Origin of the sequence: Streptococcus sp. 27098_8_91 (assembly GCF_041432385.1) — a bacterium.
Taxonomy (GTDB): domain Bacteria; phylum Bacillota; class Bacilli; order Lactobacillales; family Streptococcaceae; genus Streptococcus.
In genome coordinates, this window is sequence record NZ_JAPVZN010000006.1 from 64,377 (window position 1) to 91,194 (window position 26,818).

35 protein-coding genes are annotated in these 26,818 nt (G+C 40.9%); 7 read left to right on the plus strand and 28 right to left on the minus strand.

The window, feature by feature from the left end; all coding sequences use genetic code 11:
• The first annotated feature begins 109 nt into the window (after positions 1–109).
• The 4 genes from O3611_RS06610 to nusB all read left to right on the plus strand — a co-directional run bounded on the left by O3611_RS06610 (position 110) and on the right by nusB (position 2,923).
• Positions 110–1,153, plus strand: a complete 1,044-nt coding sequence (locus O3611_RS06610; RefSeq protein WP_371608149.1) for a 2,3-butanediol dehydrogenase — start codon at positions 110–112, stop codon at positions 1,151–1,153.
• A 376-nt stretch (positions 1,154–1,529) separates the two neighbouring features.
• A complete protein-coding gene (gene efp, locus O3611_RS06615) occupies positions 1,530–2,090 on the plus strand; it encodes an elongation factor P (RefSeq protein ID WP_000568646.1) in 561 nt (186 codons plus the stop codon).
• Between the two features lie 28 nt (positions 2,091–2,118).
• Positions 2,119–2,508, plus strand: a complete 390-nt coding sequence (locus O3611_RS06620; protein ID WP_049503061.1) for an Asp23/Gls24 family envelope stress response protein — start codon at positions 2,119–2,121, stop codon at positions 2,506–2,508.
• A complete protein-coding gene (gene nusB, locus O3611_RS06625; RefSeq protein ID WP_049503062.1) occupies positions 2,501–2,923 on the plus strand; it encodes a transcription antitermination factor NusB in 423 nt (140 codons plus the stop codon). The genes O3611_RS06620 and nusB overlap by 8 nt, the downstream gene beginning before the upstream one ends.
• Positions 2,924–2,977: 54 nt before the next feature.
• On the opposite strand, the gene O3611_RS06630 is transcribed toward nusB, so the two are convergent.
• The 16 genes from O3611_RS06630 to O3611_RS06705 form a co-directional block, all read right to left on the minus strand.
• Positions 2,978–3,703: a CPBP family intramembrane glutamic endopeptidase gene (locus O3611_RS06630; RefSeq protein ID WP_248034671.1), complete on the minus strand. Its 726-nt coding sequence runs from the start codon at positions 3,701–3,703 to the stop codon at positions 2,978–2,980.
• A 90-nt stretch (positions 3,704–3,793) separates the two neighbouring features.
• Positions 3,794–3,895, minus strand: a complete 102-nt coding sequence (locus O3611_RS06635; protein ID WP_282434667.1) for a bacteriocin — start codon at positions 3,893–3,895, stop codon at positions 3,794–3,796.
• Positions 3,896–4,059: 164 nt separating this feature from the next.
• The gene (locus O3611_RS06640) at positions 4,060–4,827 is read right to left on the minus strand and encodes an acetyl-CoA carboxylase carboxyl transferase subunit alpha (protein ID WP_371608150.1); all 768 of its coding nucleotides are present in this window, start codon (positions 4,825–4,827) and stop codon (positions 4,060–4,062) included.
• Entirely contained in the window at positions 4,827–5,690 is an 864-nt protein-coding gene (accD, locus tag O3611_RS06645) for an acetyl-CoA carboxylase, carboxyltransferase subunit beta (RefSeq protein ID WP_371608151.1), read from the minus strand. Before accD ends, O3611_RS06640 begins: the two co-directional genes overlap by 1 nt.
• A 232-nt stretch (positions 5,691–5,922) precedes the next feature.
• Entirely contained in the window at positions 5,923–7,290 is a 1,368-nt protein-coding gene (accC, locus tag O3611_RS06650) for an acetyl-CoA carboxylase biotin carboxylase subunit (protein WP_371608152.1), read from the minus strand.
• Between the two features lie 11 nt (positions 7,291–7,301).
• Positions 7,302–7,724, minus strand: a complete 423-nt coding sequence (gene fabZ / locus O3611_RS06655; RefSeq protein ID WP_371608153.1) for a 3-hydroxyacyl-ACP dehydratase FabZ — start codon at positions 7,722–7,724, stop codon at positions 7,302–7,304.
• Positions 7,721–8,161 carry an acetyl-CoA carboxylase biotin carboxyl carrier protein gene (gene accB / locus O3611_RS06660; RefSeq protein ID WP_371608154.1) on the minus strand — a complete coding sequence of 147 codons (441 nt, stop codon included), beginning with the start codon at positions 8,159–8,161 and terminating at the stop codon, positions 7,721–7,723. The genes fabZ and accB overlap by 4 nt, the downstream gene beginning before the upstream one ends.
• A gap of 2 nt (positions 8,162–8,163) precedes the next feature.
• The gene (fabF, locus tag O3611_RS06665) at positions 8,164–9,399 is read right to left on the minus strand and encodes a beta-ketoacyl-ACP synthase II (RefSeq protein WP_371608155.1); all 1,236 of its coding nucleotides are present in this window, start codon (positions 9,397–9,399) and stop codon (positions 8,164–8,166) included.
• Positions 9,400–9,421: 22 nt separating this feature from the next.
• Complete coding sequence (gene fabG / locus O3611_RS06670; RefSeq protein WP_248034678.1) at positions 9,422–10,156, minus strand: 3-oxoacyl-[acyl-carrier-protein] reductase; 735 nt, start codon at positions 10,154–10,156, stop codon at positions 9,422–9,424.
• 33 nt (positions 10,157–10,189) lie between these two features.
• Complete coding sequence (gene fabD, locus O3611_RS06675) at positions 10,190–11,110, minus strand: ACP S-malonyltransferase (RefSeq protein WP_248034679.1); 921 nt, start codon at positions 11,108–11,110, stop codon at positions 10,190–10,192.
• A complete protein-coding gene (gene fabK, locus O3611_RS06680) occupies positions 11,103–12,077 on the minus strand; it encodes an enoyl-[acyl-carrier-protein] reductase FabK (protein WP_371608156.1) in 975 nt (324 codons plus the stop codon). The genes fabD and fabK overlap by 8 nt, the downstream gene beginning before the upstream one ends.
• A 116-nt stretch (positions 12,078–12,193) precedes the next feature.
• Positions 12,194–12,418, minus strand: a complete 225-nt coding sequence (locus O3611_RS06685; RefSeq protein WP_000257838.1) for an acyl carrier protein — start codon at positions 12,416–12,418, stop codon at positions 12,194–12,196.
• A 56-nt stretch (positions 12,419–12,474) separates the two neighbouring features.
• Positions 12,475–13,449, minus strand: coding sequence for a beta-ketoacyl-ACP synthase III (locus O3611_RS06690; protein WP_371608157.1), 975 nt, complete (start codon positions 13,447–13,449; stop codon positions 12,475–12,477).
• Positions 13,449–13,883 (minus strand): MarR family winged helix-turn-helix transcriptional regulator, encoded by a 435-nt coding sequence (locus O3611_RS06695; RefSeq protein ID WP_075232026.1) that lies wholly within the window; start codon positions 13,881–13,883, stop codon positions 13,449–13,451. The genes O3611_RS06690 and O3611_RS06695 overlap by 1 nt, the downstream gene beginning before the upstream one ends.
• Before the next feature lie 91 nt (positions 13,884–13,974).
• On the minus strand, positions 13,975–14,760 hold the full coding sequence (locus O3611_RS06700; RefSeq protein WP_371608158.1) for an enoyl-CoA hydratase: 786 nt from the start codon (positions 14,758–14,760) through the stop codon (positions 13,975–13,977).
• Positions 14,761–14,870: 110 nt separating this feature from the next.
• Positions 14,871–15,428, minus strand: coding sequence for a hypothetical protein (locus O3611_RS06705; RefSeq protein WP_371608159.1), 558 nt, complete (start codon positions 15,426–15,428; stop codon positions 14,871–14,873).
• A 156-nt stretch (positions 15,429–15,584) separates the two neighbouring features.
• Here O3611_RS06705 and O3611_RS06710 point away from each other — a divergent pair, with 156 nt between their 5' ends.
• From O3611_RS06710 to serS, 3 genes are all read left to right on the plus strand, one after another.
• Complete coding sequence (locus O3611_RS06710) at positions 15,585–16,949, plus strand: aspartate kinase (RefSeq protein ID WP_371608160.1); 1,365 nt, start codon at positions 15,585–15,587, stop codon at positions 16,947–16,949.
• Between the two features lie 2 nt (positions 16,950–16,951).
• Entirely contained in the window at positions 16,952–17,323 is a 372-nt protein-coding gene (locus O3611_RS06715; protein WP_371608161.1) for a DUF956 family protein, read from the plus strand.
• 213 nt (positions 17,324–17,536) lie between these two features.
• Positions 17,537–18,811 (plus strand): serine--tRNA ligase, encoded by a 1,275-nt coding sequence (gene serS / locus O3611_RS06720; protein WP_371608162.1) that lies wholly within the window; start codon positions 17,537–17,539, stop codon positions 18,809–18,811.
• 99 nt (positions 18,812–18,910) lie between these two features.
• Here serS and groL read toward each other — a convergent pair whose 3' ends face one another.
• The 12 genes from groL to O3611_RS06780 form a co-directional block, all read right to left on the minus strand.
• A complete protein-coding gene (gene groL / locus O3611_RS06725) occupies positions 18,911–20,530 on the minus strand; it encodes a chaperonin GroEL (protein WP_371608163.1) in 1,620 nt (539 codons plus the stop codon).
• Between the two features lie 15 nt (positions 20,531–20,545).
• Positions 20,546–20,830 (minus strand): co-chaperone GroES, encoded by a 285-nt coding sequence (groES, locus tag O3611_RS06730; RefSeq protein WP_371608164.1) that lies wholly within the window; start codon positions 20,828–20,830, stop codon positions 20,546–20,548.
• Positions 20,831–20,985: 155 nt separating this feature from the next.
• Entirely contained in the window at positions 20,986–21,381 is a 396-nt protein-coding gene (locus tag O3611_RS06735) for a single-stranded DNA-binding protein (RefSeq protein WP_371608165.1), read from the minus strand.
• 73 nt (positions 21,382–21,454) lie between these two features.
• A complete protein-coding gene (locus O3611_RS06740) occupies positions 21,455–22,216 on the minus strand; it encodes an SDR family NAD(P)-dependent oxidoreductase (protein WP_371608166.1) in 762 nt (253 codons plus the stop codon).
• Between the two features lie 42 nt (positions 22,217–22,258).
• On the minus strand, positions 22,259–22,885 hold the full coding sequence (ytpR, locus tag O3611_RS06745; RefSeq protein WP_371608167.1) for a YtpR family tRNA-binding protein: 627 nt from the start codon (positions 22,883–22,885) through the stop codon (positions 22,259–22,261).
• A gap of 13 nt (positions 22,886–22,898) precedes the next feature.
• The gene (locus O3611_RS06750) at positions 22,899–23,216 is read right to left on the minus strand and encodes a thioredoxin family protein (RefSeq protein WP_371608168.1); all 318 of its coding nucleotides are present in this window, start codon (positions 23,214–23,216) and stop codon (positions 22,899–22,901) included.
• Positions 23,213–23,503, minus strand: a complete 291-nt coding sequence (locus O3611_RS06755) for a DUF4651 domain-containing protein (RefSeq protein ID WP_371608169.1) — start codon at positions 23,501–23,503, stop codon at positions 23,213–23,215. Before O3611_RS06755 ends, O3611_RS06750 begins: the two co-directional genes overlap by 4 nt.
• A gap of 76 nt (positions 23,504–23,579) precedes the next feature.
• Entirely contained in the window at positions 23,580–23,834 is a 255-nt protein-coding gene (locus O3611_RS06760) for a DUF1912 family protein (protein ID WP_371608170.1), read from the minus strand.
• 9 nt (positions 23,835–23,843) lie between these two features.
• Complete coding sequence (locus tag O3611_RS06765) at positions 23,844–25,178, minus strand: DUF438 domain-containing protein (RefSeq protein WP_371608171.1); 1,335 nt, start codon at positions 25,176–25,178, stop codon at positions 23,844–23,846.
• Positions 25,178–25,411 carry a DUF1858 domain-containing protein gene (locus O3611_RS06770; RefSeq protein WP_000368731.1) on the minus strand — a complete coding sequence of 78 codons (234 nt, stop codon included), beginning with the start codon at positions 25,409–25,411 and terminating at the stop codon, positions 25,178–25,180. Before O3611_RS06770 ends, O3611_RS06765 begins: the two co-directional genes overlap by 1 nt.
• Positions 25,412–25,732: 321 nt before the next feature.
• Entirely contained in the window at positions 25,733–25,915 is a 183-nt protein-coding gene (locus O3611_RS06775) for a hypothetical protein (protein ID WP_075230637.1), read from the minus strand.
• Position 25,916: 1 nt separating this feature from the next.
• Positions 25,917–26,696, minus strand: a complete 780-nt coding sequence (locus O3611_RS06780) for a hypothetical protein (protein ID WP_371608172.1) — start codon at positions 26,694–26,696, stop codon at positions 25,917–25,919.
• Positions 26,697–26,818: the final 122 nt, after the last annotated feature.

Sequence of the window (26,818 nt, forward strand, 5' to 3'; positions counted from 1 at the left end):
GCCCTGAGGTTGGTTTTTTCTTGACAAATACTAGGAAAGCGTTTCCAATATTACATGTAAAGTTTCCTAAAAGGAAAACTAAAAATCGCAACGATAAGGAGTTATTCATATGGCTACAATGAAAGCAGCTCGCTGGCATGCAGCAAAAGATGTTCGTATTCAAGAAGTAGAAGTCCCTGAGGTACTTCCGCACCAAGTAAAAGTTGCTGTTAAATTCACAGGAATTTGTGGTACTGACCTCCACGAATTTTTAGATGGCCCTATCTTCATCCCAACAGAAGAACATGTCTATTCTGGTCAAAAAGCACCAGTAACACTGGGACATGAATTTTCTGGTGAAATTGTAGAAGTCGGAAGCGATGTTACTCGTGTTAAAGTTGGTGATCGTGTTGCTGTAGAACCAATTCTAGCTAAGAATAACTTAGTTGGTAATTATAATTTGGATCCAAACCTTAATTTTGTCGGTTTGGCTGCAGACGGTGGATTTGCTAAATATTGTGTTTTAGACGGTGACTTAGTACATGTCATTCCAGATAGCTTAAGCTATGAGCAAGCTGCTCTCACTGAGCCAGCTGCTGTTGCAGTTTATGCAGTTCGTCAATCAGCACTAAAAGCTGGTGATACTGCTGCTGTCTTTGGCTTAGGTCCGATTGGTCTCTTAATTGTAGAAGCCCTTCGTGCAGCGGGTGCTTCTAAGATTTATGCTGTTGAACTATCACCTGAACGTCAAGCAAAAGCTGAAGAGTTAGGAGCTATCGTTGTCCGTCCGGAAGAAGGTGAAACAGCTGTTGAAGCTATTCATCGTTTAACAAACGGTGGTGTAGATGTTTCTTATGAAGTAACGGGTGTGCCAGTAGTTTTAGGACAAGCCTTAGCTGCCGTACATAAAGCAGGTGAGTGCATGGTGGTCTCTATCTGGGAACGGGAAGCAAATATTAATCCGAATGAATTTGCAATCCAAGAAAAGACACTAAAAGGAATCATTGCTTATCGTCATATCTTCCCTAAAGTATTAGAATTGATGGAACAAGGCTACTTCTCTGCTGAAAAATTAGTTACTAAGAAAATTAAATTGGAAAATATCATCGAAGAAGGCTTTATCGAATTAACTCAAGATAAGTCACAAATTAAAATTTTGGTAGAACCAGAATAAAAATCAATCTTTTTAAGACAATACTAACAGGTCGGAGTAAGCTTACTTCGGCCTTTTGAAATATAATACTCTTCGAAAATCTCTTCAAACCACGTCAGCGTCACATTACCGTATATATGGTTACTGACTTCGTCAGTTCTATCCACAACCTCAAAACAGTGTTTTGAGCAGCCTGCGGCTTGCTTCCTAGTTTGCTCTTTGATTTCCATTGAGTATGAGAAGAAATATAGTGGATACTCTTTAACATTAACCACTCCACCTAACTAGGCAATATTCTTTTTCTCCCCTACCATCTCCCATTAACTATTTTGACTTTATTTCCAGAAGATTTTATGGTAAAATGAAGAGTAATAATATTTATTAAAGAGGTGAAAACATGATTGAAGCAAGTAAACTAAAGGCTGGTATGACCTTTGAAACAGCAGAAGGAAAATTGATCCGCGTTTTGGAAGCTAGCCACCACAAACCAGGTAAAGGAAACACTATCATGCGTATGAAATTGCGTGATGTCCGTACTGGTTCAACATTTGAAACAAGCTACCGCCCAGAAGAAAAATTTGAGCAAGCTATTATCGAAACAGTTCCAGCTCAATACTTGTACAAAATGGACGACACAGCTTACTTCATGAATACAGAAACTTATGACCAATACGAAATTCCTGTTGTAAATGTTGAAAACGAATTGCTTTACATCCTTGAAAACTCAGATGTAAAAATCCAATTCTACGGAACTGAAGTAATCGGTGTGACTGTACCAACTACTGTTGAATTGACAGTTGCTGAAACACAACCATCTATCAAAGGTGCTACTGTTACAGGTTCTGGTAAACCAGCAACAATGGAAACTGGTCTTGTCGTGAACGTTCCAGACTTCATCGAAGCAGGACAAAAATTGATTATCAACACTGCAGAAGGAACTTACGTTTCTCGCGCCTAATCTCTAGAAACTAGAAAGAGGTCATTCTATGGGAATTGAAGAACAACTTGGCGAAATCGTCATCGCCCCACGTGTACTAGAAAAAATCATTGCTATTGCAACTGCGAAAGTTGAAGGCGTACACTCTTTTTCAAACAAATCAGTATCTGACACCCTTTCAAAACTTTCTCTTGGTCGTGGCGTATATCTAAAAGAAGCAAACGATGAGCTCACAGCCGATATCTACCTCTACCTAGAGTACGGTGTCAAAGTTCCTAAGGTTGCTATGGCTATCCAGAAAGCTGTTAAGGATGCTGTCCGTAACATGGCTGATGTTGAAATCTCTGCTGTCAACATTCACGTTGCAGGTATCGTTCCAGATAAAACACCAAAACCAGAATTAAAAGACTTATTCGACGAGGACTTCCTCAATGACTAGTCCATTATTAGAATCTAGACGTGAACTACGTAAGTGTGCTTTCCAAGCCTTGATGAGTCTTGAATTTGGTTCAGATCTAGAAACTGCTTGTCGCTTCGCCTACACACATGATCGCGAAGATACAGACGTACAACTTCCTAACTTCCTTGTAGAGCTCGTTTCTGGTGTCCAAGCTAAAAAGGATGATCTGGACAAACAAATCACACAACATTTGAAAACTGGTTGGACCATCGATCGTCTGACTTTGGTAGAAAAGAATTTACTACGCCTAGGAGTTTTTGAAATCACTTCATTTGATACTCCTCAACTCGTAGCTGTTAACGAAGCCATTGAGCTTGCTAAAAGCTTTTCAGATCAAAAGTCAGCTCGTTTCATCAATGGACTCCTCAGTCAATTTGTGACAGAAGAAGATTAAATAATATAGAAAAAGTGTTTGACTCAGATCAAACACTTTTTTCTTTCCCTTCCACTATCTAAAAAAGTGGTAATAGACATAATTATAAACAAAAATCCAGATAGGTTTTGCATAAGTGAGAAAGTTGAAAAAACTATGGCATAGGATTGTAATTCTCAGGTTCTTTGTCCAACGGTAGACAAGGGCATAGAAGAGACCGCCTAAACTATAAATGATCAAACTGATAGGATCTCGGTGAGTTAGGATCAAATGACTAAGTCCAAAGATAAGAGCAGATAGGATAACATCCAGGTAGTACTTGGACTGGGGGAAAAAGGTATTCATAAAGTACCCTCTATGAATCAGTTCCTCCAATATAGGGCCGACGACTACTGTTAAACTAAAACTGAGAACAGTTGATAGAAAAGTTGGTTGCCCATTGGAATATAGAATCGAAAGAAGGTCTTGAAAGATATACTTGTTATCAATTAAGTGATGAAACTGTAACTGAAAGGCATCCACCAATTGACGATCAAAATAAGTAGCCACTAGAGCGACTAGAAGATAAAGATTTGTCGACCATTTCCAAGACTCATTTTCAACGATATAGAGCATCTTTTTCTTTTTGAGCCAGTAGATAAATAATAGCAAAAGAGCTGTTACTTCAACTGTTAAAAAGATAGAATAGCCATCTATCCCCCATCCTAAAAACTTAGTCAGATGCATAATCCCTAACTCTGGTAGATAAACTGATAGAAATACCAGTAAGATATAGACTCCCAAATGCCAAAGTTTTTTCATACTCACTCCTTTAACTTATCAATAGCCAACACCAGAACCACGTCTAGTCACATCAGCAAGTATAGTTTTCTGATCTGTTGCTATACTAGGTCAAGTCCAAATTCTTTCATCAAACATCCAAATCATACCACCGCCTGAAACTTGCTCTAACTCTTCAAATGAAAGAACTGTAAATATATCTATACATGTCATGTCAAGTAGCTTCTTAAATGATATGTTTCTAAATCTATATGTACATTATACATATTTTTTTGATTATTTTAGCAGTTATTTCCTCAACTGTCAATTCTTAATCCTGAAATGTCTTTTTATAGAAGACAAAAAGCTAGAACCTTTTCCTAGTTCTAGCTTTCTTTTTAATATTTTCTAAAGCGTTGATAACGTTCTTCAATGAGTTGATCTAGCGGAAGTTTACCAAGTACATCGAGTTCTGCTTGGAGTTGTTCCTTCACTTGCTTGATTAAATCTTTGCTTGAAAGACCAACTTCAGAAATGACCTTATCTACAACTTGCATATCCAACAACTCATACGAGGTGATTTTCATCAACTCAGCTGCTTCCATGGCGCGAGTTCCATCTTTCCATAAGATAGAAGCAAATCCTTCAGGACTCAGTACGGCATAGATGGAATTTTCAAGCATCCAAACACGGTCAGCTACTGCTAGAGCTAGAGCGCCACCAGAGCCCCCTTCACCGATAATAATGGCAATAATGGGCACTTTTAAATCACTCATTTCAAAGAGGTTACGGGCAATAGCTTCACCTTGACCCCGTTCCTCTGCCCCTACACCAGGATAGGCTCCCGCAGTGTTGATAAAAGTTACAACAGGCCGGCCAAACTTTTCAGCTTGCTTCATCAAACGAAGGGCCTTGCGATAGCCTTCTGGATGGGGTTGTCCAAAGTTACGGTTAAGATTATCTTGTAAGCTTTTACCTTTTTGGATTCCAACAACAGTTACTGCTTGGTCTCCCAACAAACCAATACCACCAATAACAGCACCATCATCCCGGAAAGAGCGATCCCCATGTAGCTCGATAAAGTCATCAAAAATTCCTGTTGCGAAGTCCAAGGCAGTTAAGCGGGTTTGTTCACGTGCTTCTCTGACGATTTTCGCTATATTCATCAACAATCCCCCTTATGCAACCTTACTAATCGAGCAATCATATCTGGCAATTCTCGCCGTTTTACAATTGCATCTACAAAGCCATGCTCTAGAAGAAACTCTGCCTTCTGGAAATCCTCTGGTAAGTCTTCCCTTACAGTATTTTCAATCACACGGCGTCCAGCAAAACCTACCAAACTTTGGGGCTCTGCCAAGATGATATCCCCTTCCATGGCAAAGGAAGCTGTTACTCCTCCAGTCGTCGGGTCAGTAAGGATTGTCAGATAAAAGAGACCTGCATTGGAATGACGTTTGACTGCTGCAGAGATTTTAGCCATCTGCATCAAACTCATGATTCCTTCTTGCATGCGTGCTCCACCAGAAGCTGTAAACAAGACGACTGGCAATTTCTCATCTGTGGCAAATTCGAACAAGCGAGTAATTTTTTCACCAACAACTGTCCCCATCGATGCCATGATAAAGTTAGAATCCATGATGCCAAGGACAACCTTCTCTCCCTTAATCAAAGCTGTTCCTGTTACAACAGCCTCATCAAGACCTGTCTTTTCGCGCATCAAGGTCAACTTTTTACGATAGTCTGGAAAATTCAAAGGGTCCTGAGTCTCAATCCCTTTAAACATTTCCAAAAACGTCCCCATATCAATGGTTAAGGCTAAACGCTCTTGAGCTGAAATACGGAAGGTATAGCCACAGTGAGGGCATATCCGCTCACTCCCCAGGTCCTTTTGGTAAATCGTATATTTGCAACCTGGACATTGGGAGAAGAGCTCATCTGGAACCTCTGGCTTGATCTGAGGTTGATTTACAGTCGAACGATTGGGATTGATTCGAATATATTTATCTTTTTTACTAAATAGAGCCATACAGCCCCCTTTTCAGTCTTATACTATTTTTATACTCAATGAAAATCAAAGAGCAAACTAGGAAGCTAGCCACAGGTTGCTCAAAGCACTGCTTTGAGGTTGTAGATAAGACTGACGAAGTCAGCTCAAAACACTGTTTTGAGGTTGTGGATAGAACTGACGAAGTCAGTTACCTATATCTACGGCAAAGCGAAGCTGACGCGGTTTGAAGAGATTTTCGAAGAGTATTACATTATTCTTTTTCTTGATAGTGTGGTAAGAAAGTTTCCATCAAGAATGAAGTATCGTAGTCCCCTGCTATCACACGACGATCTGAAATCAAATCGAGTTGAAAATCAGCATTGGTGACGACCCCTTCAATTTCGAGTTCATAAAGAGCTCTTTGCATTTTCATGAGTGCATCAAAACGATTTTCACCATGAACAATAATTTTAGCAATCATACTATCATAGTATGGTGGAATGGTATACCCTGGATAAACTGCAGAGTCAACACGCAAGCCAACACCACCGCTTGGTAGATAAAGATTAGTAATCTTACCTGGGCTCGGTGCAAAATTAAAGGCTGGGTTTTCTGCGTTGATACGGCACTCAATAGCATGTCCTTTTAGAACAATGTCTTCTTGTTTCAGAGTCAGAGGTTGACCTGACGCAATACGGATTTGTTCCTTGACAATATCCACACCAGAAACAAATTCGGTTACTGGATGTTCTACTTGGACACGAGTATTCATTTCCATAAAGTAGAATTTGCCACTTGCTTCATCTAGTAGGAATTCAATCGTACCCGCATTTTCATAACCAACAGATTCGGCTGCACGGACTGCTGCAGCACCAATTTCATTACGAAGTGTTTTCCCAATAGCAATCGAAGGACTTTCTTCTAAAACCTTTTGGTTATTCCGCTGAAGCGAACAGTCACGCTCACCTAGGTGAATCACATGTCCCATCTGGTCAGCAAGAATCTGTACCTCAATGTGGCGAGCAGGATAGATCACACGCTCTAGGTACATCGCTCCATTACCAAAGTTGGCTTTGGCTTCACTAGAGGCTGTTTCAAAGGCTGACACGAGATCTTCTGCTTTTTCAACCTTACGAATCCCTTTTCCACCACCTCCAGCTGAAGCTTTCAGCATAACTGGATAACCAATTTTTTCAGCAATAGCAAGAGCCTCTTCTGCTGTATGGACCTCTCCATCTGATCCTGGAATGACAGGCACGTTTGCCTTAATCATTTGAGCACGGGCGTTAATTTTATCTCCCATGACATCCATGACACGAGCTGATGGTCCGATAAATTTGATCCCAACTTCTTCACACATGGTTGCAAATTTGGAATTTTCACTTAAAAAACCAAATCCAGGGTGAATAGCTTCAGCTTCAGTCAAGACCGCAGCTGAAAGGATAGCATTGATGTTCAGATAAGATTCTGTAGCCTTCCCAGGGCCGATACAGATAGCCTCATCAGCCAAAAGCGTGTGGAGTGCTTCCTTGTCAGCAGTTGAATAAACAGCGACTGTTGCAATTCCTAACTCTCGTGCCGCACGAATAATACGAACAGCGATTTCACCACGATTGGCAATTAAAATCTTACGAAACATGGAAAACCTCCCTAGTTTCCAATAGCAAAGGTCAGAGTACCGCTTGCTGCAAGCTTACCATCTACTTCTGCCTTCGCTTCTACTACGGCGATTGGGCCACGACGTTTGACAAACGTTGCTGTCATGACAAGCTGATCACCAGGAACAACTTGCTTTTTAAATTTAACTTTGTCCATACCAGCATAGAAGACAAGCTTTCCTTTGTTTTCAGGTTTTGATAATTCCAAAACACCTGCTGTTTGTGCCAAGGCTTCCATAATGAGGACTCCAGGCATAACTGGGTATTTAGGAAAATGACCATTGAAGAAAGGTTCGTTAATCGTCACATTTTTAATAGCAACAATGGTATCTTCGCTAACTTCTAAGACACGATCCACTAAGAGCATGGGATAACGGTGTGGCAAAGCTTCTTTAATTCCTTGAATATCAATCATTTGATACGTACCAAGCCTTTCCCAAACTCAACCATTTCTTCATTTTCAACTAGAATTTCTGTTACAACACCATCTTTAGGTGCTGGAATTTCATTCATGATCTTCATAGCTTCGATGATGACCAAGGTTTGGCCTTTTTTAACAGTATCACCTACTGAAACAAAATTAGATTTGTCTGGTCCGGCAGCCAAGTAAGCAACTCCGACAAGTGGACTTTCTACAAGGTCCCCCTCAGCTACAGATTCACTAGCACTTGATTCTGAAACTACTTCTACAGCTGGTGTAGTTTGAGCTTGAGGTGCTTGACTTGCTTCTGCAACAAGTTTCGCTTCATTCTTACTGAAGACCAACTCATCCGTTCCATTTTTATAAGAAAATTCTCTCAAGCTTGACTGGTCAAATTGCGCCATCAAGTCTTTGATTTCATTTAAATTCATCTTTACTTATTCTCCCAACGTTTGAAAACAAGGACTGCATTATGCCCACCAAATCCAAAGGTATTTGAGATAGCATATGGAATTCCACACTTCAATCCCTGTCCATAGATAACGTTTGCTTCAATATAGTCTGATAATTCTGTTGTTCCGGCTGTCATTGGAACATAGCTATGACGAATAGCTTCAATAGTAGCAATGGCTTCAACAGCCCCTGCTGCTCCCAGCAAATGACCTGTGAAGGATTTGGTTGAAGAAACTGGAACATCCTTACCTAGAACAGATACAATGGCACCACTTTCTCCTTTTTCATTGGCAAGAGTCGAGGTTCCATGAGCATTGACATAGGCTACTTGGTCTGGAGAAATCTCAGCTTCTTCCAAGGCTAATTTGATGGCCTTAATAGCTCCTTGACCTTCTGGATGTGGTGAAGTCATATGGTAGGCATCACAAGTATTTCCGTAACCAACAACTTCAGCTAGGATAGTTGCACCGCGTTTTTCAGCATGCTCTAAACTTTCAAGAACCAACATACCTGATCCTTCACCCATGACAAATCCATTACGGTCTTTGTCAAATGGAATAGAGGCACGACTTGGATCCTCTGTTGTTGAAAGAGCTGTCAAGGCTTGGAAACCTGCAATGGCAAATGGAGTGATAGAAGCCTCAGAACCACCAACTAGCATAACATCTTGGTAACCAAACTTGATGGAACGAAAGGCATCCCCAATTGCATCATTTGAAGAAGCACAAGCAGTATTGATAGATTTACAAACACCGTTTGCTCCAAAACGCATAGCAACATTTCCTGATGCCATATTTGGTAAAGCTTTTGGAAGTGTCAATGGTTTTACACGTTTTGGTCCCTTATCATGAAGTCGAAGCACTTGATCTTCGATTTCCTTGATTCCACCGATACCTGAAGCAACGATGACACCAAAGCGGTCTCTATCAAGAGTCTCTACATCAAGATTAGCATTGTTCACTGCTTCTTGTGCTGCATATAGTGCATATAAAGAATAAGCATCAAAACGGTTGGTATCTTTTTTTACAAAATATTTGTCAAAAGGAAAATCCTGGATTTCTGCCGCATTATGCACCGCAAATTCACTATGATCAAACTTGGTGATTTCAGCAATTCCGATTTTTCCAGTTGTCAAACTATTCCAAAATTCTTCTGGTGTATTTCCGATTGGAGATGTCACTCCATAACCTGTCACTACTACTCGATTCAGTTTCATTCTTCTACCTCTATTTTAACTCTTATTGCATAGTTAGTCCACCATCAATTGCAATGACTTGTCCTGTTAGATAATCTTGACTAGCCAGAAAGGCTGTCACATCAGCAACCTGCTCAGCTTGGCCAAATTGTTTCATCGGAATTTGTGCCAACATGGCATCCTTTACTTTATCTGTCAAGACTGCGGTCATATCCGATTCAATCATCCCTGGCGCAATAGCATTGACACGTACATTGCGATTGGCAACCTCACGTGCTACTGATTTAGTAAATCCAATCAAACCAGCTTTGGATGCGGCGTAGTTGGCTTGACCGATATTTCCCATGAGACCAACAACACTAGACATATTGATGATAGCACCTTCGCGTGCTTTTATCATCGGTTTTAAGACTGATTGTGTCATATTGAAAGCCCCTGTCAAATTGACTTTCAAGACCTTCTCAAAATCTTCTTCTGTCATCTTGAGCATGAGAGTATCTTGAGTAATCCCAGCATTATTAACGAGGACATCAACTGAACCCAGCTCTTCAATGGCTTGGTCTACCATACGTTTTGCGTCCGCAAAATCAGACACGTCACCAGAAATAGCAAGAACCTTCACCCCGTATGGTTTAAATTCGGCAAGAAGTTCCTCGGAGATTTCACCACGACTATTCAAAACAACATTGGCTCCCAAGCTGGCAAATTTATGAGCAATGGCGAGACCAATTCCTCGACTTGAGCCTGTAATAAAGACATTTTTCTGTTCTAGTTTCATGTTTCTCCTTTCAGAACTTCTACCTCATGAAATTTAATTCTCTAGAAGTGCTTCTAAGCTTGCTTGATCTTCCACATTAGCAAGTTGAGCTGTTTTATTAATCTTTTTAACGAATCCTGACAAGACTTTTCCAGGACCAATCTCGATAAAACGAGTGACACCCGCTTCTTGCATGACTGCAATACTTTCATAAAAACGAACGGGTTCCTTAACTTGACGAGTCAAAAGTTCTGCAATTCGTTCTTTTTCCATGACCTTTGCTTCTGTATTGCCAACAAGTGGACAAGCAAAGTCAGAAAACTCAACTTCTGTCAGGGCTCGAGCTAGTTTTTGACTAGCAGGTTCCAATAAAGCTGTATGGAAAGGACCAGAAACATTTAGCGGAATCAAACGTTTTGCTCCTGCTTCTTGCAAGAGTTGAACCGCACGATCTACCGCCACTACCTCACCACCAATAACAATTTGACTCAGCGTGTTGTAGTTAGCTGGAGTTACAACACCAAGTTGAGAAGCTTCTTGACAAGCTTTTTCAATCACTTCAACTGGTGTATTTAGCACAGCTACCATTTTCCCTGATCCTACTGGTGCTGCTTCTTCCATATAAGACCCACGTTTAGCAACTAGAGCCACTGCAGCTTCAAAATCCAAGGCACCACTAGCTACCAGGGCAGAGTATTCTCCAAGAGACAAACCTGCCACCATATCAGGCTGGTAACCTTTTTCCTTTAGTAGTCGGTAAATAGCAACGGATGTAGCTAAAATAGCTGGTTGCGTGTAACGAGTCTGATGTAGCTTCGTTTCATCGTTATCAATCAAGTCACGAAGGTCATAACCTAAGACTTGGCTAGCTTGATCGATTGTTTCCTTGACGATAGCATATTGGTCGTATAGCTCACGTCCCATTCCAAGGTACTGGGCTCCTTGACCTGCAAATAGAAAGGCTGTTTTAGTCATTTCTTGTAACTCCTGCCCAACGAGCAGCTTCTGCTTGAATCTTTTCAGCTGCACCATAGTAAATATCTTTTAAGATTTCTTCAACAGTTTCTTCTTTCGAAACCAGACCTGCAATCTGGCCGGCCATCACTGAACCGCCATCCACATCCCCATGGACAACAGCTTTAGCTAAGGCTCCTGCACCCATTTGCTCAAAAATTTCTAAATCTGGATTTTCTTGTTTAAAGGCATCTTTTTCAGCTTGCTCGAAATCACGAGTCAATTTGTTTTTAATGGCACGAACTGCGTGTCCAAAATGTTGTGCCGAAATCGTTGTATCAATATCACGAGCTTTTAAAATTTTAGCTTTATAGTTTGGATGGGCATTTGATTCTTTAGCAACTACAAAACGAGTCCCTACTTGCACAGCCTCTGCACCAAGCATAAAGCCAGCAGCAGCTCCTTCACCGTCTGCAATACCGCCAGCAGCGATAACAGGAATGGAAACAGCAGCTGCAACTTGACGAACCAAGGTCATAGTTGTTAGTTTACCGATGTGTCCACCTGCTTCCATACCTTCTGCAATAACAGCGTCTGCACCGATTTTTTCCATCCGTTTAGCCAAAGCAACACTAGGAACTACAGGAATAACGGTGATTCCCGCTTCATGAAATCGCTCCATGTATTTACTTGGGTTTCCTGCGCCAGTTGTGACTACCTTAACCCCTTCTTCAATGACGAGGTCAACAATATCATCAACAAATGGAGACAGAAGCATAATGTTGACACCAAAAGGCTTGTCTGTTAAAGATCTAATCTTATTGATATTGGCCTTAACCACTTCTTTAGGAGCATTTCCTCCACCGATAATACCTAGACCACCTGCTTTTGAAACAGCTCCAGCAAGGTCACCATCTGCAACCCAGGCCATTCCACCTTGGAAGATAGGATATTTAATATTCAATAATTCTGTAATACGTGTTTTCATAGTGCCTCCATGAGTCTTGCTTAGGTAATAGTTCGACTTTATTATACTTTGACGGTCAAACTATTACCTAAACAAGAGGGAGCGGGTCTCCCCTACTCCTTCTTCATTTATTTTAATTATTTTGTTTGCTCTTCAACGTAGGCAACCAAGTCACCAACTGTTTTCAAGTCATCTTCTGCTTCGATTTGAATATCAAAAGCATCTTCAATTTCTGAGATTACTTGGAACAAGTCCAATGAATCTGCATCCAAATCATCAAAAGTAGATTCAAGTGTTACTTCTGATGCATCTTTTCCAAGTTCTTCAACGATAATTTCTTGTACTTTTTCAAATACTGCCATGATAGACTCCTTTAAAATAAATAGTTTTTATAACAATGTGTTCACCACATGATTACCTAAATTGTAACAATAAGCGTGCCCCATGTCAAACCTCCGCCGAAGCCTGACAAGAGAATTTTTTGGCTTCCATCCAAACGAATGAGCCCTTCCTCTACACACTCTGAAAATAGGATCGGAATACTTGCCGCACTGGTATTTCCATACTTGGTCATATTTGCTGGAAGCTTATCACGATCTACACCGATCTTTCTAGCCATCTTATCCAAGATACGGTTATTGGCCTGATGAAGCAGGAGATAGTCTAGCTCTTCTGCAGATACAGGACTCATTTCTATGGTCTCTTTGATAGACTTAGCAACATCTCGAATTGCAAAATCAAAAACTGCTCGGCCATCCATTTTCAAGAAAGCATCTGGATTTTCTTGAACTGAAAATGGTGACGTCAAGCCTGTCTGCCCATAGGTCAAGCACTCACTACGCGAACCGTCGCTATTGAGACTCTCCGCTAGAAAATGTTGCTTATCGCTTGCTTCTAACAAGACCCCCCCAGCTCCATCTCCAAATAGGACAGCTGTTGAACGATCTGTCCAGTCCAAGGTTTTGGACATAGTTTCACTACCGATGACCAAGCCCTTGCTAAAGCGACCTGATGATATGAATTTCTCAGCAGTTGAAAGGGCAAAGGTGAAACCACTACAAGCGGCGGTGAGATCAAATGCAAAGGCCTTACGAGCACCTATACGAGCCTGTACACGTGTTGCAGTAGATGGCATCATCGAATCAGGGGTCATCGTAGCTAAGATGATGAAATCCAACTCCTCAGCATAAATCCCTGACTTCTCTAGGAGTTGTTTTGCAACTTCAGTAGCCAAATCCCCAGTTGACTCGGTCTTAGAAATGCGACGCTCTTTGATTCCAGTTCGACTTGAAATCCATTCATCACTCGTATCCATAACCTGAGCCAAATCTTCATTTGTGACAATCTGCTCTGGTACATAATGAGCAACCTGGCTTATTTTTGCAAAAGCCATTATTTCAAATCCTCCAAAAATTGATAAAGATTGGTCAAACCTTTACTCATGACATCCATTTCCTCTGGGCTCATGCCTTCGATGATCCTTTCGACCATGGCCTTATGAAAACGTCTATGGAGCCGATGTACCAAGCGACCTTTCTTTGTCAAATGCAGATGTACTACACGACGATCCTGATCTGATCGCAAGCGCTCGATATAACCTTTTCGTTCCAAGTTGTTCAAGCTAGTTGTCACGGTTCCTAGAGTTACCATCAACTCTTTGGACACTTGACTTGGAGTCACATCTGGAAACTTGCCAATCACATCGATCGTGTGCATTTCCTTGATAGAGATATCCTTGAAACGACTACCTCTCAAACTCACTTCCTCAATCACAAGGACGTTATTAAAAATAGATGTTAAATAGTCATTGATCCGTTGGTAGTCCAATTTTCTTCCCTCCCTCATCAAAAAAGTTTAACTATCAAAACATTTGACAAAAAAAGTATATCAAACTTCAAAGAATTGCGCAAGTATTTTATTATTTCCCCAAAAATTTTGGACGTCTTCTTTCAGAATGTGCACGAACACCTTCTTTGAAATCCTCCGTATAAGATAGAGTTTCCTGTAGCTCCAGTTCCAATTTTGCATATTCATGCCACTGCTTAAACTCGCTCTCCCAGACCAATTTCTTAATGGCTGCGTAAGAGTTAGTAGAGCCTCTTCTCAACTTCTTCAACAGTTGCTCTCTTGTCTTTTCCAGTTGCTCACTAGCACACAGACGATAGACAGCTCCTGCTTCTAAAGCCTTCTCAGCTGTAAAAGCTTCACCGGTCATAGCAAGTTGCGTTGCCCGAGTCGCTCCTAGCGATCGTGTCAGCAAGAATAAGCCACCCGCATCTGGAGCCAAGCCCACGCCTACAAAGGCTTGAATAAATTTAGCCTTGTCCGACGCAATACAGAAGTCAACAGCCAAGGCCATATTGGCAGCTGCACCAGCAACTGCTCCGTCTACTTCCATGATGACAGGCTTAGGAATTTGCTTTATTTTATAAGAAATGGCATTGACTAATTCTGCAATCTGAGCCAAGGATGCAATATCATCCTCTTCGACAGCACGTTTCATTTCTACTAGATCGCCCCCAACAGAGAAGACTTTGCCAGCAGCATTGATGAGAATAAACGAAACCGATGCATCTTTTTCAGCCAATTCCAATGCTTCTAGAATTTCTTGACACATAGGAATATGAAAACCATTGGCCACCTCAGGACGATTTAAAGTTAGTATCGCTAAATCGTCTTGAACTTGATAGAGAATATGATCCATAGGCACTTCTTTTACATTACAACGATGTTCAAATTATTTTATTTTCGAATTATATCTTTTTCCAGCTTATTAGACAAGAGAAAAATCGACCGAAAGTGTATCGGCCGATTTTAAAAACTTAGTTTGGTCTCTAAAAATAAAGGAAAACCAGTACTTGTATCATCCATGAAATCATAAATGACTTCAAGCATCCGCCCTCCTTCTCTCTGATAGAGCTGTTCTTTGTTGAATCCTTTATGGTAGAATTCTCCTGAAACCATGTAAAAAACACGATTTGGATCTTCTAGGTAGGCAAAAAGATTCCCTGTAAAAGGAACTTCCTTATCCCCGTCCTTGTCGACCTGACTTGCAGCTAAGAGTTTCGTGATTCCTCTAAATTGTCCACTCTCATCTGTTCGACAGTAAAACTTGACTCTAGCTTCATAGTTAGGATTGACGATAATCTTTTCAGAGAGAATTCGATAAGTCCTTGACTGACTATCTGACAAGCCTATAGATAAGATAATTTTAGCCCTCTCAACTGATATCTGACCTTCCTGAGCATACTCAATCGCTAATTCTTCTCCAGTCAAACGACCACTGGGAAGAGGATGATAAGTTGCTCCGATACTTGTAGGAATCATCACGAAGGTAAGGAATAGTATTAAATAAAACACTCTTTTAATCATCTTTCCCAACTCCTTTCATCAGAAGAGTTTTCCCCTACACCTTTATTATAAGCTTTCCTGATGAGACATTCAAACAATTATATAGGAAATTTTCCAGATTGAAAAAAGCCCCTCTTTCTGCTATAATCGTATAAAATACTTACTTTAGGAGTTCTTATGAAGGTTGTTAAATTTGGTGGAAGCTCGCTTGCCTCTGCTAGTCAGTTAGAAAAAGTTTTAAATATTGTCAAAAGTGACCCTGAACGTCGTTTTGTGGTTGTATCTGCCCCTGGTAAACGCGATTCGGAAGATACTAAGGTTACAGATGCCTTGATTAAATACTACCGCGACTATGTAGCTGGAAATGACATTAGTAAAAGCCAAAACTGGATTATCGATCGTTATGCTGCCATGGTTAGCGAATTAGGTCTTAAACCAGCCGTTTTAGATAAAATTTCAAAAAGCATCCGTGCTCTTGCAACTCTTCCAATTGAAGATAATAAGTTTCTTTACGATACCTTCCTTGCTGCAGGGGAAAACAACAATGCCAAATTGATTGCAGCCTACTTTAACCAAAATGGCTTGGAGGCGCGTTATGTTCACCCTAGAGAAGCTGGTATCGTCGTTACGAGCGAACCTGGAAATGCACGTATCATCCCATCAAGTTACGATAAAATCGAGGAATTGACCAATTCAACTGAAGTTCTTGTTATCCCTGGTTTCTTCGGTGTTACGAAAGAAGACCAAATTTGTACCTTCTCACGCGGGGGTTCAGATATTACTGGTTCCATCATTGCTGCTGGTGTCAAGGCTGACCTCTATGAAAACTTTACGGATGTAGACGGAATCTTTGCAGCTCACCCTGGTATTATCCATAAGCCACACTCTATCCCTGAATTGACCTACCGTGAAATGCGTGAATTGGCCTATGCTGGATTCTCTGTACTACACGATGAAGCACTTCTACCAGCCTACCGTGGGAAAATTCCTCTTGTCATTAAAAATACCAACAATCCAGACCACCCAGGTACTCGCATTGTGCTACAACATAGCAGCGACAAATTCCCAGTTGTTGGGATCGCTGGTGATTCTGGCTTTGTCAGCATTAATATGTCTAAATATCTGATGAACCGCGAAATCGGTTTTGGTCGTAAAGTTCTTCAGATCCTTGAGGACCTTAATATTGGTTGGGAACACATGCCAACTGGTATCGATGACCTGTCTATCATCTTACGTTCACGAGAATTGACTCCGATCAAGGAAGAAGAAATCCTTCGTCAGTTAGTCCAAAAAGCAGAGGTAGATCACGCTGAAATCGAACACGACCTCTCTATCATTATGATTGTTGGGGAAAAAATGAAGCGTCATATCGGGGTAACTGCTACAGCCACTCGTGCCTTATCTGAAAACAAGATCAACATCCAAATGATGTCACAAGGTTCTAGTGAAGTTTCTATCATGTTTGTTGTCCATAAAGACCAAGAAAAAGCCGCCCTTAAAGCTCTCTACCAAGCATTTTTCGGTGAAAATAAGGAAGACTAAACATGGCACAATCCCTCAACAAGGTCGTCGACTTGCAAACAACTGGAACCTCCTATCTCTCCATTACAGGAAAGGTTGGAAAATTTCTGGTCGGAGATCATGCTTTAGAATTTTACGCAAATCGTAATGTCGAGGACTATATTCAAATCCCATGGTCCAGCATTAATCAAATCGGAGCCAATGTTTCAGGCCGCAAGGTTAGTCGTCATTTTGAAATCTTTACAGATCAAGGAAAATTTCTCTTCGCCTCAAAAGACTCTGGAAAAATTCTTAAAATAGCTCGTGAAAAACTGGGAAATGACAAGGTAGTCAAACTTCCTACCTTAGTCCAAATCATTGGTCGAAAAATTAAAAATCTATTTGCAAAAAAATAGAAAGTTTAGTATAATCATAGAAACGGATAAGTAGGTTACTTCCTTCTTTCAGAAAGTCTGCGGGTGCTGCGAGCAGATAGAAGATTTAATTGAAATTCTACCGTTGTTTTAAATCAAATACAGAATCAAGTGCACACCTGTGAAGTTGGATGGAACCGTGGCCCTGCCACTCCAACGCTTTGTCGGGTGTGCTTTTTTCATAAAGGAGTTTATATGTTAGATATCAAACGTATTCGTACAGACTTTGATGCTGTCGCAGAAAAACTAGCTACACGTGGTGTAGATGCTGCTATCTTGAACGAGATGAAAGAAATCGATGCCAAACGACGTGACATCTTGGTTAAGGTTGAAACTCTCAAGGCTGAACGTAACACAGTTTCTGCTGAGATTGCCCAAGCTAAACGTAACAAGGAAAATGCAGACGACAAGATTGCAGCTATGCAAACCCTATCTGCAGAGGTAAAAGCTCTGGATGCTGAGTTGGCAGAAATTGATGCTAAATTAACAGAATTTACCACTACTCTTCCAAACATCCCAGCTGATAGCGTTCCTATTGGAGCAGACGAAGACGATAACGTAGAAGTTCGCCGTTGGGGAACTCCTCGCGAGTTTGGCTTCGAACCAAAAGCTCACTGGGACCTTGGCGAAGACCTTGGTATTCTTGACTGGGAACGTGGTGGAAAAGTCACTGGAGCTCGCTTCCTCTTCTATAAAGGACTTGGGGCTCGTTTGGAACGTGCTATCTACAACTTCATGTTAGATGAGCATGGAAAAGAAGGCTACACTGAAGTCATCACACCTTACATGGTTAACCATGACTCTATGTTCGGTACAGGACAATATCCAAAATTCAAAGAAGATACGTTTGAATTGAAAGATACGAACTACGTCCTCATTCCTACAGCTGAAGTTCCTCTGACCAACTACTACCGTGATGAAATTCTTGATGGAAAAGACTTACCAATCTACTTTACTGCTATGAGCCCATCATTCCGTTCTGAAGCTGGTTCAGCTGGTCGTGATACTCGTGGTTTGATTCGTTTGCACCAATTCCACAAGGTTGAAATGGTGAAATTTGCCAAACCTGAAGAGTCATACGAAGAACTAGAAAAGATGACAGCCAACGCTGAAAACATCCTTCAAAAACTCAACCTTCCATACCGTGTGGTTGCTCTCTCTACTGGAGATATGGGCTTCTCTGCTGCTAAGACTTATGACTTGGAAGTATGGATCCCTGCGCAAAATACCTACCGTGAAATCTCAAGCTGTTCAAATACAGAAGATTTCCAAGCTCGTCGTGCCCAAATCCGTTACCGTGATGAAGCAGACGGCAAGGTGAAACTCCTCCATACCTTGAACGGTTCTGGACTTGCAGTTGGACGTACAGTGGCTGCTATCCTTGAAAACTATCAAAATGAAGATGGCTCTGTGACAATTCCAGAAGTTCTTCGTCCATACATGGGTGGAGCTGAAGTCATCAAACAATAACATTTTCAGATAAAAAAAGAGGAAGCTGAGCTCCCTCTTTTTAAGTGATACAAAAGAAACCGGTAGAAATCATGATTTCCACCGGTTTTTATTTATTTCTTAGTAACCACCCATCATTGATGGATCCATAGCTGGGGCTGGTGCTACAGGTTCTGGCTTATTAGCTACGACTGCTTCTGTTGTTAGAATCAAGCTTGCTACTGAAGCTGCGTTCTGAAGGGCTGAACGGCTAACCTTAACAGGATCGATAATTCCTGCTTCAATCATGTTGACCCACTCACCTGTGGCAGCATTGAAGCCTGTTCCAAGCTCTGCATTTTTCAAACGATCGATAACGATTGAACCTTCATAGCCTGCATTGTAGGCAATTTGGCGAACTGGCTCTTCCAAGGCACGAAGTACAATGCTACGTCCTGTCGCTTCATCACCTTCTAACTCCAAGGAAGCAACAGCAGAGATAACATTAACAAGGGCAGTACCACCACCTGCAACGATTCCTTCTTCAACAGCTGCGCGAGTCGCATTGAGGGCATCTTCGATGCGGAGTTTCATTTCTTTCAATTCTGTTTCAGTTGCAGCACCGACCTTAATAACTGCTACTCCACCTGATAATTTAGCCAAGCGTTCTTGAAGTTTTTCACGGTCGAATTCTGAAGTTGTTGTTTCGATTTGAGACTTGATGACAGCTACACGATTAGCAATTGCTTCAGGATTACCTGCACCTTCTACAATGACTGTACTATCTTTATCAACAGACACTTTAGCTGCTTGACCAAGCGCTTCGATGGTAGCATCTTTCAATTCAAGACCAAGATCTTCTGTGATAACAGTTCCGCCTGTCAAAATCGCGATATCTTCCAGCATAGCCTTACGACGGTCACCAAATCCAGGCGCCTTAACAGCAACTACGTTGAAGGTTCCACGGATCTTGTTCAAAACAAGAGTTGGAAGAGCTTCACCGTCAACGTCATCAGCAATAATCAAGAGAGGACGACTGCTTTGAAGGATGCTTTCTAGTAGTGGCAAGATTTCTTGGATATTTGAAATCTTTTTATCTGTAATCAAAATGTATGGATTTTCAAGGTCTGCAACCATTTTTTCATTGTCAGTGACCATGTACTGTGATAGATAACCACGGTCAAATTGCATTCCTTCTACAACTTCTAGTTCTGTTTCCATACCACGTGATTCTTCAATGGTGATAACTCCATCTTTACCAACTTTTTCCATGGCTTCAGAGATGTACTCACCAACTTTTTCAGAGCGAGAGGATACAGCAGCGACTTGTGCGATTGCTTCCTTGCTTGATACTGGAATTGCATTGTTTTTCAAGGCTTCAACAGCTGCAGCAACCGCAGCTTCAATCCCACGACGAATACCGATTGGATTTGCTCCAGCAGTGACGTTTTTGATTCCTTCGCGGACGATGGCTTGAGTCAAGACAGTTGCAGTTGTTGTCCCATCACCCGCGATATCATTGGTTTTTGAAGCTACTTCTGATACCAATTTGGCACCCATATTTTCAAAATGGTCTTCTAGTTCGATTTCTTTAGCGATTGTTACACCATCATTGGTAATCAATGGTGAGCCGAATGATTTTTCAAGAACAACATTACGGCCTTTAGGCCCCAAGGTTACTTTAACTGTATCAGCTAGGATATCAACACCACGTACCATAGCTGAACGAGCATCTGATGAAAATTTAATGTCTTTTGCCATACTTACTTCCTCCTCTTATTCTTCCACGATTGCTAAGATGCTAGCTTCACCAACGATGACATATTTTTCATCGCCATCTTTGACATCAATGCCTGCATGAGCTTCCACTAAAACTTGATCTCCAACTTTTACACTTGGAGCGACTAGTTCACCACTCAAGGTACGAACGCCTTGTCCTGTAGCCACTACTGTAGCTGTTTTTGTTTTTTCTTGAGCTGATCCTGCAAGGACAAAGCCTCCGACAGTTTGTTCTTTTTCTTCAATTTTCAAGACCACACGGTCTCCTAATGGTTTCAACATCTGTTTTCCTCCATAATTCAATCATATTATTAGCACTCTTTGTACACGAGTGCTAAACCATAGTTCTATTGTATCACTTGGTCAAAAATAGTCAAGAAAAAAGTCTGATTTATAGCATAAAAAGAGTTGGAGAAAAATCTCAAACTCTTTTCATTTTAGAAGGGAAGTTCCTCCTCTTCCAAGACCAAATCTGCTAAGTCTTGTCCTGCATTATTTTCACGCATAGCACGTTGGGCACGGCTTTCTAAGAGTTGGAAACCTGTACAGAGAACTTCTGTTACATAGTTGGTCTGGCCATTTTTCTCGAAGCGACGGGTACGTAGTTCCCCATCCACAGAAATGAGACTGCCTTTGCTTCCATAACTCGCCAAAGTTTCAGCAAGTTTGCCCCAGACTACAATATTAATGAAGTCAGCTTCACGTTCTCCATTTTGATCTTTGTAACGACGGTTCACTGCGATAGTTGCTCGTGCAACGGACTTGTCGTTGTTGGTTTTGTGCAATTCTGGTGTTGCCACGATTCTTCCAATAAGAATAATTTTATTATACATTTTTCATCCTCCTACTTATCTATTCGAAGGAAATCAAAAAAAGTTACAAAATTTGTAACTTTTTTAAATAATGTTAATCTCTGTGAATCATAAATCCAGTTGCTTGTTGATTGGCCATGATGGTCATATCTGTGATTTGCACACGACGAGGTTGGCTGGTCACATAAACTACAGCATCTGCAATATCTTGCGCCTGCAGGGCTTCAAGTCCCTGATAGACCGTTGCAGCCCGTGCCTCATCTCCATGGAAACGGACCTTAGAAAAGTCAGTCTCTACGATTCCTGGCTGAATGGTTGTCACCTTGATATCAGTCGCAATGGTATCAATTCGTAGTCCATCTGAAAATGTTTTGACTGCAGCCTTGGTTGCTGAATAGACTGCTGCACCAGCGTAGGCGTAAATACCTGCGGTTGAACCCATATTAATGATATGGCCTTGATTTGCAGTCACCATAGAAGGCAAGAGACAACGAGTAACAGCCATCAAGCCCTTGACATTGGTATCCAGCATGGTCAGCATATCCAACTCTTCATAGTCCTGATAGGGAGCTAAGCCTAAAGCAAGTCCAGCGTTATTGACCAATATATCAATCTGACCCACAGTTTTTAGAATATCTGAACAGACAGTCTTAACCATGCTCATATCCGTAACATCTAAAGGAAAAGTCCAAACTTTTTGATTTGGAAAGGCTTCTACGAACTCAGTTTTGAGAGCTTCAAGTCTTTCTGTTCGACGCCCTGTGAGAACGATATTCTCACCTTTTTCTAGATATGCACGCGCAATTGCTTCACCGATACCTGATGTTGCACCTGTAATCACTACATTTTTTGCCATCTTATTTCCCCTCAAGCGAACAGCATAGATAACTGTTACGGATTAAGCTGTCCAATGTTTGGCTGGATCGAACGGAGTCCCAACAACTTGGTCGTCTGACAGTTCAATGACACCACGTTTTTTTGGAGCATTTGGTAAGGCAAGTTCACGAGGACTGCACATCATACCAAAGCTCTTTTCCCCACGAAGTTCCCCTGGGAAAATGAGATTGCCTTTTGGCATCATAGCTCCTGGAAGAGCTACAATGGTTTTCAAACCAAGACGCGCATTGGGAGCACCAGCAACGATTTGTACTGTTTTGTCATTTCCAACAGCAACTTGACAGATGTTCAAGTGATCACTATCTGGATGTGCCACCATCTCTACAATTTCACCAACGACAAATTTCGGTTCCTTGTCATTGATAATCTCTTCGGTAAAATCTTGAGCTTGCAATTCTTGGTTCAAATGAGCTACTTGGTCGTCTGTCAAGAATACTTGGCCACGTTCCTCAATTTTGAATAAGCTAGAAACTTCAAAAATATTCCAAGCAACAGTTTCACCAGTTTCCTTTAGGAAAACACGCGCCACATTGCCTTTACGTTCAACATCTAGTTTGGCATCGCCACTGTTTTTCACGATGACCATAAGGACATCACCGACATGTTCTTTGTTATATGTAAAAATCATTCTTTCTTTTCTCCTATTTTAATTCTGCTAAAAAGTCGTTTATTTGTGCCTTGGTTTTACGGTCACGATTGACAAAGCGTCCAATCTCCTTGTTCTTGTCTAAAACAACAAGACTTGGAATCCCGTATACATCCCAAAGTTTAGCAAGTTCCATGTACTCATCTCGGTCTACCCGTATAAAAGTGAACTCTGGATTTGCCTCTTCAATCTCTGGCAAAGCAGGATAGATATAACGGCAATCGCCACACCAATCCGCAACAAAAAGGAAGACCTTCTTGCCATCCTGCTCTACTAAATTTGCTAATTCTTCTATATTTTTAGGAGAAATCATAAGACTTCCTCCTCGTAGATGAGATCTTCATCTTCATAGACAAAGGTATAGTGACGACCATCTTCAAAAATGACACCACCAACAAGACGTTCTAGGCTACTTTCATACACTTTGACATAGAGAGTTCCAATCTCTCCCATTTCTGAAAAGTAGTCACGCACAATAGCAGTCAACTCTTCTTGTGTCTTCATGAGTTTGTGATCATCAGCGACTTTCTTAGCACCAAAAGCAAGAGCTCCAAGCCCTACCACAACTAAACCTGTTTTAATAATATTTTTCGTTTTCATGCTAACATTGTAACACAAAAAGGCTCAAGGAACAATGAAAAAGGGAGTTTCCCTCCCCTTTACCATCATTGAATACTTAATAGTTTCTCTCTCCAAATAAACCCTCTGGTAATTCATGGAATCCCTTGCCTGCCTTGAAATTTTCAAACTTGCCTAGCAAGAACTGGTAGGCATCCAAGCGACTTTCATAGCGAATCATGGCATCTTTAGCACGCTCATCTTGATCTTCTTCATAGACCTTTTGGCTTTCCTTGAGCGCCATATCGTTAATCATGATTTGGGTATTAACCCAAGCTTCAAATTCTTTCATAAATTCTTGTTCGTAACTCATTGTTTCTCCTTATTCTATTCCTCGATAATAATCTGTATCAATCTCACGGTAAGGCTGGATATCCTGAACGTACTCCAAGACTCCTTGAAATTCTCCATTTTCATCGTGTACAGCAGCATAAGTAATATGAACAAACTTGCCCCGTGACTCGGACTTGAACCACATCTCGTACTTATCTTTTTTCCCTTCACGAAGACCTTGCATAATCGCTTTGACTTTCTCCAAATATTTTGGTGGATGACATAGCTCAACATTGCGACCGACTTGAGACGGTGTCCGCTTGAAAATCATCTCATCTGCTGGCGTATTGTCATTGTAATACTGGAAGATATCATCCTTATTAACAAAGGTAATCTCCATAGGTAGATGGTTGAGGATGAGATTGGCTTGTTCAACTGAGAGATAACCATTTCCAAAAGCTTGTTGGCTATGGCGGTCTACTACCGTTTCCTTTTCCTTTGGTGTAAAAGTGATAGTAAACTGACCTTCTGGTGTATCGATCACTTGCTGAACTTGTCCATCTACAGTTTCTGGCTGAGTTGGTTCTTCTACACTTTTCTCCTCAACAAAGCTTTTACGTTCAGGAACCCATTTTTTAGATGGCCGGATGATAGCATAGCCATAAGCATCACTTTCCTCGGCAATCTGAATCCAGTCATCCTGGGTAAAGGATTCGAGCAGAATCATGAGAAGGATAGATTCTTCCTTGAAAATCATACTCTCAAATTCAGTCGCAAAAGCTTCAAAAGCTTCCTTTACAGCGGAAATATGCTCTTCTGGTAATGACTTGGTTGCCGCTAAAGCTGTTTGAAAGAGATCCCTAATCTGATCATCCACTCCCCACATGACTTTGGGAGGTGAATCATGTCCATAACGTTCCATGATAGGAAAAAAGAGCTCTTCCTTGCGCTGGTAGTGGATATTAAATTGACCAACAAGCCCCATCTGACGTACCAAGCCTTTGCGCATCTCAACCAGCATTTCCTCATCGTCCACAGATTCATAAGTCGAGAGCAATCTACGAACCCGAATCAAGGCAGCACGGAGAACTAGATTTTCATCCTTAAAGACTCGTACAGGGTGACCAGGATGCTCGGTATCTTCAACTTCTACGCCCTTAACAGCATTCTTAAAGAGGTTAGCATGCACATCACAGAGTTCCATGACGTCTTCAAATGTCACACCTGAGTCAGAGTTCATCAACTCGTGCTCCATGAGAGAAATCTCGATAGCTGATACACCTGTAAAGGTTGCATCAAAGCGTTCCTGAACGGATTCAGGGGAGGCTCCATTATGCAATTCTAATAAAATATCCCGTAGGATATGAATACGTTCATCTGCCATTAGTCTATTCCAATCACTTCGTAACCATTTGCTTCAAGTGTGCGCACAATCTTATCCATAGGAGTTCCCTCCAGCTTAGACCCCTGTTTGAGCGATACTTTTCGTCCGACTGTATTTCGCATCAAAGGATTTGCAAGAGGTTTAAAACCGAGTTCTACTAGGATATCTAAAACTTCTGGATGCTTGTCCACAACTTCCGCAACAGGAATAGATACATCAATGATATTGTCCATCATAACCTCCATCATATTCTCTAACAGTTTTTTCTTTTTTATTATACCACAAGGGCAAAGATTAAAAAACTAGCAGTAGAAGACTTGCTAGTTTATTTCGTATAATTTCATTATTTCTAATTATATAGACTTTTCCTAGTAAAACCTCAAAGTCTTATCCTTACCATGATCATCAGAGAAGTTTGAAAAACCAATCTATGATCTTGAAAAGAATCTTATAGAACAGTAATTGGAAGGCGAAAGAGATTAGGAACCAGAGTATTTTTATCAAACCAACAATTGGTGTTATAAAAAGAAGAGTGAAGAGCCTCCAAAAAGATTTCATTCTTTATCCTCCGGCTTCATCAACCAAGTAGCTGTATCCATAAGCTTATCTACAAGAAATAATTTTCCTAAGCCAACTACTATATTTTCATCTTTCTTCATGGTTTCTGCGACTTTTATAGCCTGAGTTGTAAGAAAATAATTACCGTATGTTTTAGCCAATATTTTAATGATACCCATTTCATTCACCTTCTATGATTTCCGCTTCCTTTCGGATTGTTTCTATATCTTCTTGATATTGCTCCTCATCATAGTTAACTAATTTGGAGAGCTCTTTTTGCAGACTTTCACCCATGGGTTTCATGGTTGCAAAGGTTAATCCTCCAGAAATGATTCCACCTAAAATAGGAATAAATTTCCCCATTCCCTTGGCCAATCCTCCTTTTGTTAAGTTAACTCCAAAAATTTTCAAAACTTTTTTCAAAATTGGGTACCAAAGTGTCTTAGTCAAAGCTTTCTGGGGAACAGTTTTCATGACCTGCTTAGCAACAGCAACACCTCCCGCCCGGAGGAGAGCAGCAGTGCCATTCACTCCAAGCATTACTCCGAGGTAGAGTAAAAGTGTGTTTTGAGCATCTTCACTCAATTCATCACGAGATGCCCATAGATCATCATAACCATAAATATATCCTAGTTCTTGAGCTAATTTCAATGAAAAAGCATAAAACTGGGCCACATCTGCTGGTATGGTAATTGCCATAGCCAGCCCTCCAGGTAGACCTGCTACAACCGATGTCCCGCTAGCCAGTAAGACATTATCCATAATACATGCATTTGCCACTCTATCTAAAATTTCCTGAGAGAGCAAGCTTGATGGCCCCTGTTCCAATAATGTGGTAATATCCTTTGGATCTAATTCTTTAGAAAACTTATCAACTAAAAATTTTGAACGATCAACTTTCACAACAGGTAGTTTCACCACTTGTTCCAATACTTGCATCGCTAAATCTTGCTCAGCCATTTTAATATCTCCCTTAAATTAAATATTTACATTATTTATTATACCATTCTATTTGAAAATTATAAAGCGTTTTCGTATCATATATTATCTTTCATTTTTCCACACAAAAAAGAGGGTTACCC

What these genes read in the sequence shown, in the direction of transcription:
- O3611_RS06610 (WP_371608149.1), top strand. Translation starts at nt 110, where the DNA reads ATGGCTACAATGAAAGCAGCTCGCTGGCATGCAGCAAAAGATGTTCGT.
- efp (WP_000568646.1), top strand. Translation starts at nt 1,530, where the DNA reads ATGATTGAAGCAAGTAAACTAAAGGCTGGTATGACCTTTGAAACAGCA.
- O3611_RS06620 (WP_049503061.1), top strand. Translation starts at nt 2,119, where the DNA reads ATGGGAATTGAAGAACAACTTGGCGAAATCGTCATCGCCCCACGTGTA.
- nusB (WP_049503062.1), top strand. Translation starts at nt 2,501, where the DNA reads ATGACTAGTCCATTATTAGAATCTAGACGTGAACTACGTAAGTGTGCT.
- O3611_RS06630 (WP_248034671.1), bottom strand. Translation starts at nt 3,703, where the DNA reads ATGAAAAAACTTTGGCATTTGGGAGTCTATATCTTACTGGTATTTCTA.
- O3611_RS06635 (WP_282434667.1), bottom strand. Translation starts at nt 3,895, where the DNA reads ATGACATGTATAGATATATTTACAGTTCTTTCATTTGAAGAGTTAGAG.
- O3611_RS06640 (WP_371608150.1), bottom strand. Translation starts at nt 4,827, where the DNA reads ATGAATATAGCGAAAATCGTCAGAGAAGCACGTGAACAAACCCGCTTA.
- accD (WP_371608151.1), bottom strand. Translation starts at nt 5,690, where the DNA reads ATGGCTCTATTTAGTAAAAAAGATAAATATATTCGAATCAATCCCAAT.
- accC (WP_371608152.1), bottom strand. Translation starts at nt 7,290, where the DNA reads ATGTTTCGTAAGATTTTAATTGCCAATCGTGGTGAAATCGCTGTTCGT.
- fabZ (WP_371608153.1), bottom strand. Translation starts at nt 7,724, where the DNA reads ATGATTGATATTCAAGGAATTAAAGAAGCTTTGCCACACCGTTATCCC.
- accB (WP_371608154.1), bottom strand. Translation starts at nt 8,161, where the DNA reads ATGAATTTAAATGAAATCAAAGACTTGATGGCGCAATTTGACCAGTCA.
- fabF (WP_371608155.1), bottom strand. Translation starts at nt 9,399, where the DNA reads ATGAAACTGAATCGAGTAGTAGTGACAGGTTATGGAGTGACATCTCCA.
- fabG (WP_248034678.1), bottom strand. Translation starts at nt 10,156, where the DNA reads ATGAAACTAGAACAGAAAAATGTCTTTATTACAGGCTCAAGTCGAGGA.
- fabD (WP_248034679.1), bottom strand. Translation starts at nt 11,110, where the DNA reads ATGACTAAAACAGCCTTTCTATTTGCAGGTCAAGGAGCCCAGTACCTT.
- fabK (WP_371608156.1), bottom strand. Translation starts at nt 12,077, where the DNA reads ATGAAAACACGTATTACAGAATTATTGAATATTAAATATCCTATCTTC.
- O3611_RS06685 (WP_000257838.1), bottom strand. Translation starts at nt 12,418, where the DNA reads ATGGCAGTATTTGAAAAAGTACAAGAAATTATCGTTGAAGAACTTGGA.
- O3611_RS06690 (WP_371608157.1), bottom strand. Translation starts at nt 13,449, where the DNA reads ATGGCTTTTGCAAAAATAAGCCAGGTTGCTCATTATGTACCAGAGCAG.
- O3611_RS06700 (WP_371608158.1), bottom strand. Translation starts at nt 14,760, where the DNA reads ATGGATCATATTCTCTATCAAGTTCAAGACGATTTAGCGATACTAACT.
- O3611_RS06705 (WP_371608159.1), bottom strand. Translation starts at nt 15,428, where the DNA reads ATGATTAAAAGAGTGTTTTATTTAATACTATTCCTTACCTTCGTGATG.
- O3611_RS06710 (WP_371608160.1), top strand. Translation starts at nt 15,585, where the DNA reads ATGAAGGTTGTTAAATTTGGTGGAAGCTCGCTTGCCTCTGCTAGTCAG.
- O3611_RS06715 (WP_371608161.1), top strand. Translation starts at nt 16,952, where the DNA reads ATGGCACAATCCCTCAACAAGGTCGTCGACTTGCAAACAACTGGAACC.
- serS (WP_371608162.1), top strand. Translation starts at nt 17,537, where the DNA reads ATGTTAGATATCAAACGTATTCGTACAGACTTTGATGCTGTCGCAGAA.
- groL (WP_371608163.1), bottom strand. Translation starts at nt 20,530, where the DNA reads ATGGCAAAAGACATTAAATTTTCATCAGATGCTCGTTCAGCTATGGTA.
- groES (WP_371608164.1), bottom strand. Translation starts at nt 20,830, where the DNA reads ATGTTGAAACCATTAGGAGACCGTGTGGTCTTGAAAATTGAAGAAAAA.
- O3611_RS06735 (WP_371608165.1), bottom strand. Translation starts at nt 21,381, where the DNA reads ATGTATAATAAAATTATTCTTATTGGAAGAATCGTGGCAACACCAGAA.
- O3611_RS06740 (WP_371608166.1), bottom strand. Translation starts at nt 22,216, where the DNA reads ATGGCAAAAAATGTAGTGATTACAGGTGCAACATCAGGTATCGGTGAA.
- ytpR (WP_371608167.1), bottom strand. Translation starts at nt 22,885, where the DNA reads ATGATTTTTACATATAACAAAGAACATGTCGGTGATGTCCTTATGGTC.
- O3611_RS06750 (WP_371608168.1), bottom strand. Translation starts at nt 23,216, where the DNA reads ATGATTTCTCCTAAAAATATAGAAGAATTAGCAAATTTAGTAGAGCAG.
- O3611_RS06755 (WP_371608169.1), bottom strand. Translation starts at nt 23,503, where the DNA reads ATGAAAACGAAAAATATTATTAAAACAGGTTTAGTTGTGGTAGGGCTT.
- O3611_RS06760 (WP_371608170.1), bottom strand. Translation starts at nt 23,834, where the DNA reads ATGAGTTACGAACAAGAATTTATGAAAGAATTTGAAGCTTGGGTTAAT.
- O3611_RS06765 (WP_371608171.1), bottom strand. Translation starts at nt 25,178, where the DNA reads ATGGCAGATGAACGTATTCATATCCTACGGGATATTTTATTAGAATTG.
- O3611_RS06770 (WP_000368731.1), bottom strand. Translation starts at nt 25,411, where the DNA reads ATGGACAATATCATTGATGTATCTATTCCTGTTGCGGAAGTTGTGGAC.
- O3611_RS06775 (WP_075230637.1), bottom strand. Translation starts at nt 25,915, where the DNA reads ATGGGTATCATTAAAATATTGGCTAAAACATACGGTAATTATTTTCTT.
- O3611_RS06780 (WP_371608172.1), bottom strand. Translation starts at nt 26,696, where the DNA reads ATGGCTGAGCAAGATTTAGCGATGCAAGTATTGGAACAAGTGGTGAAA.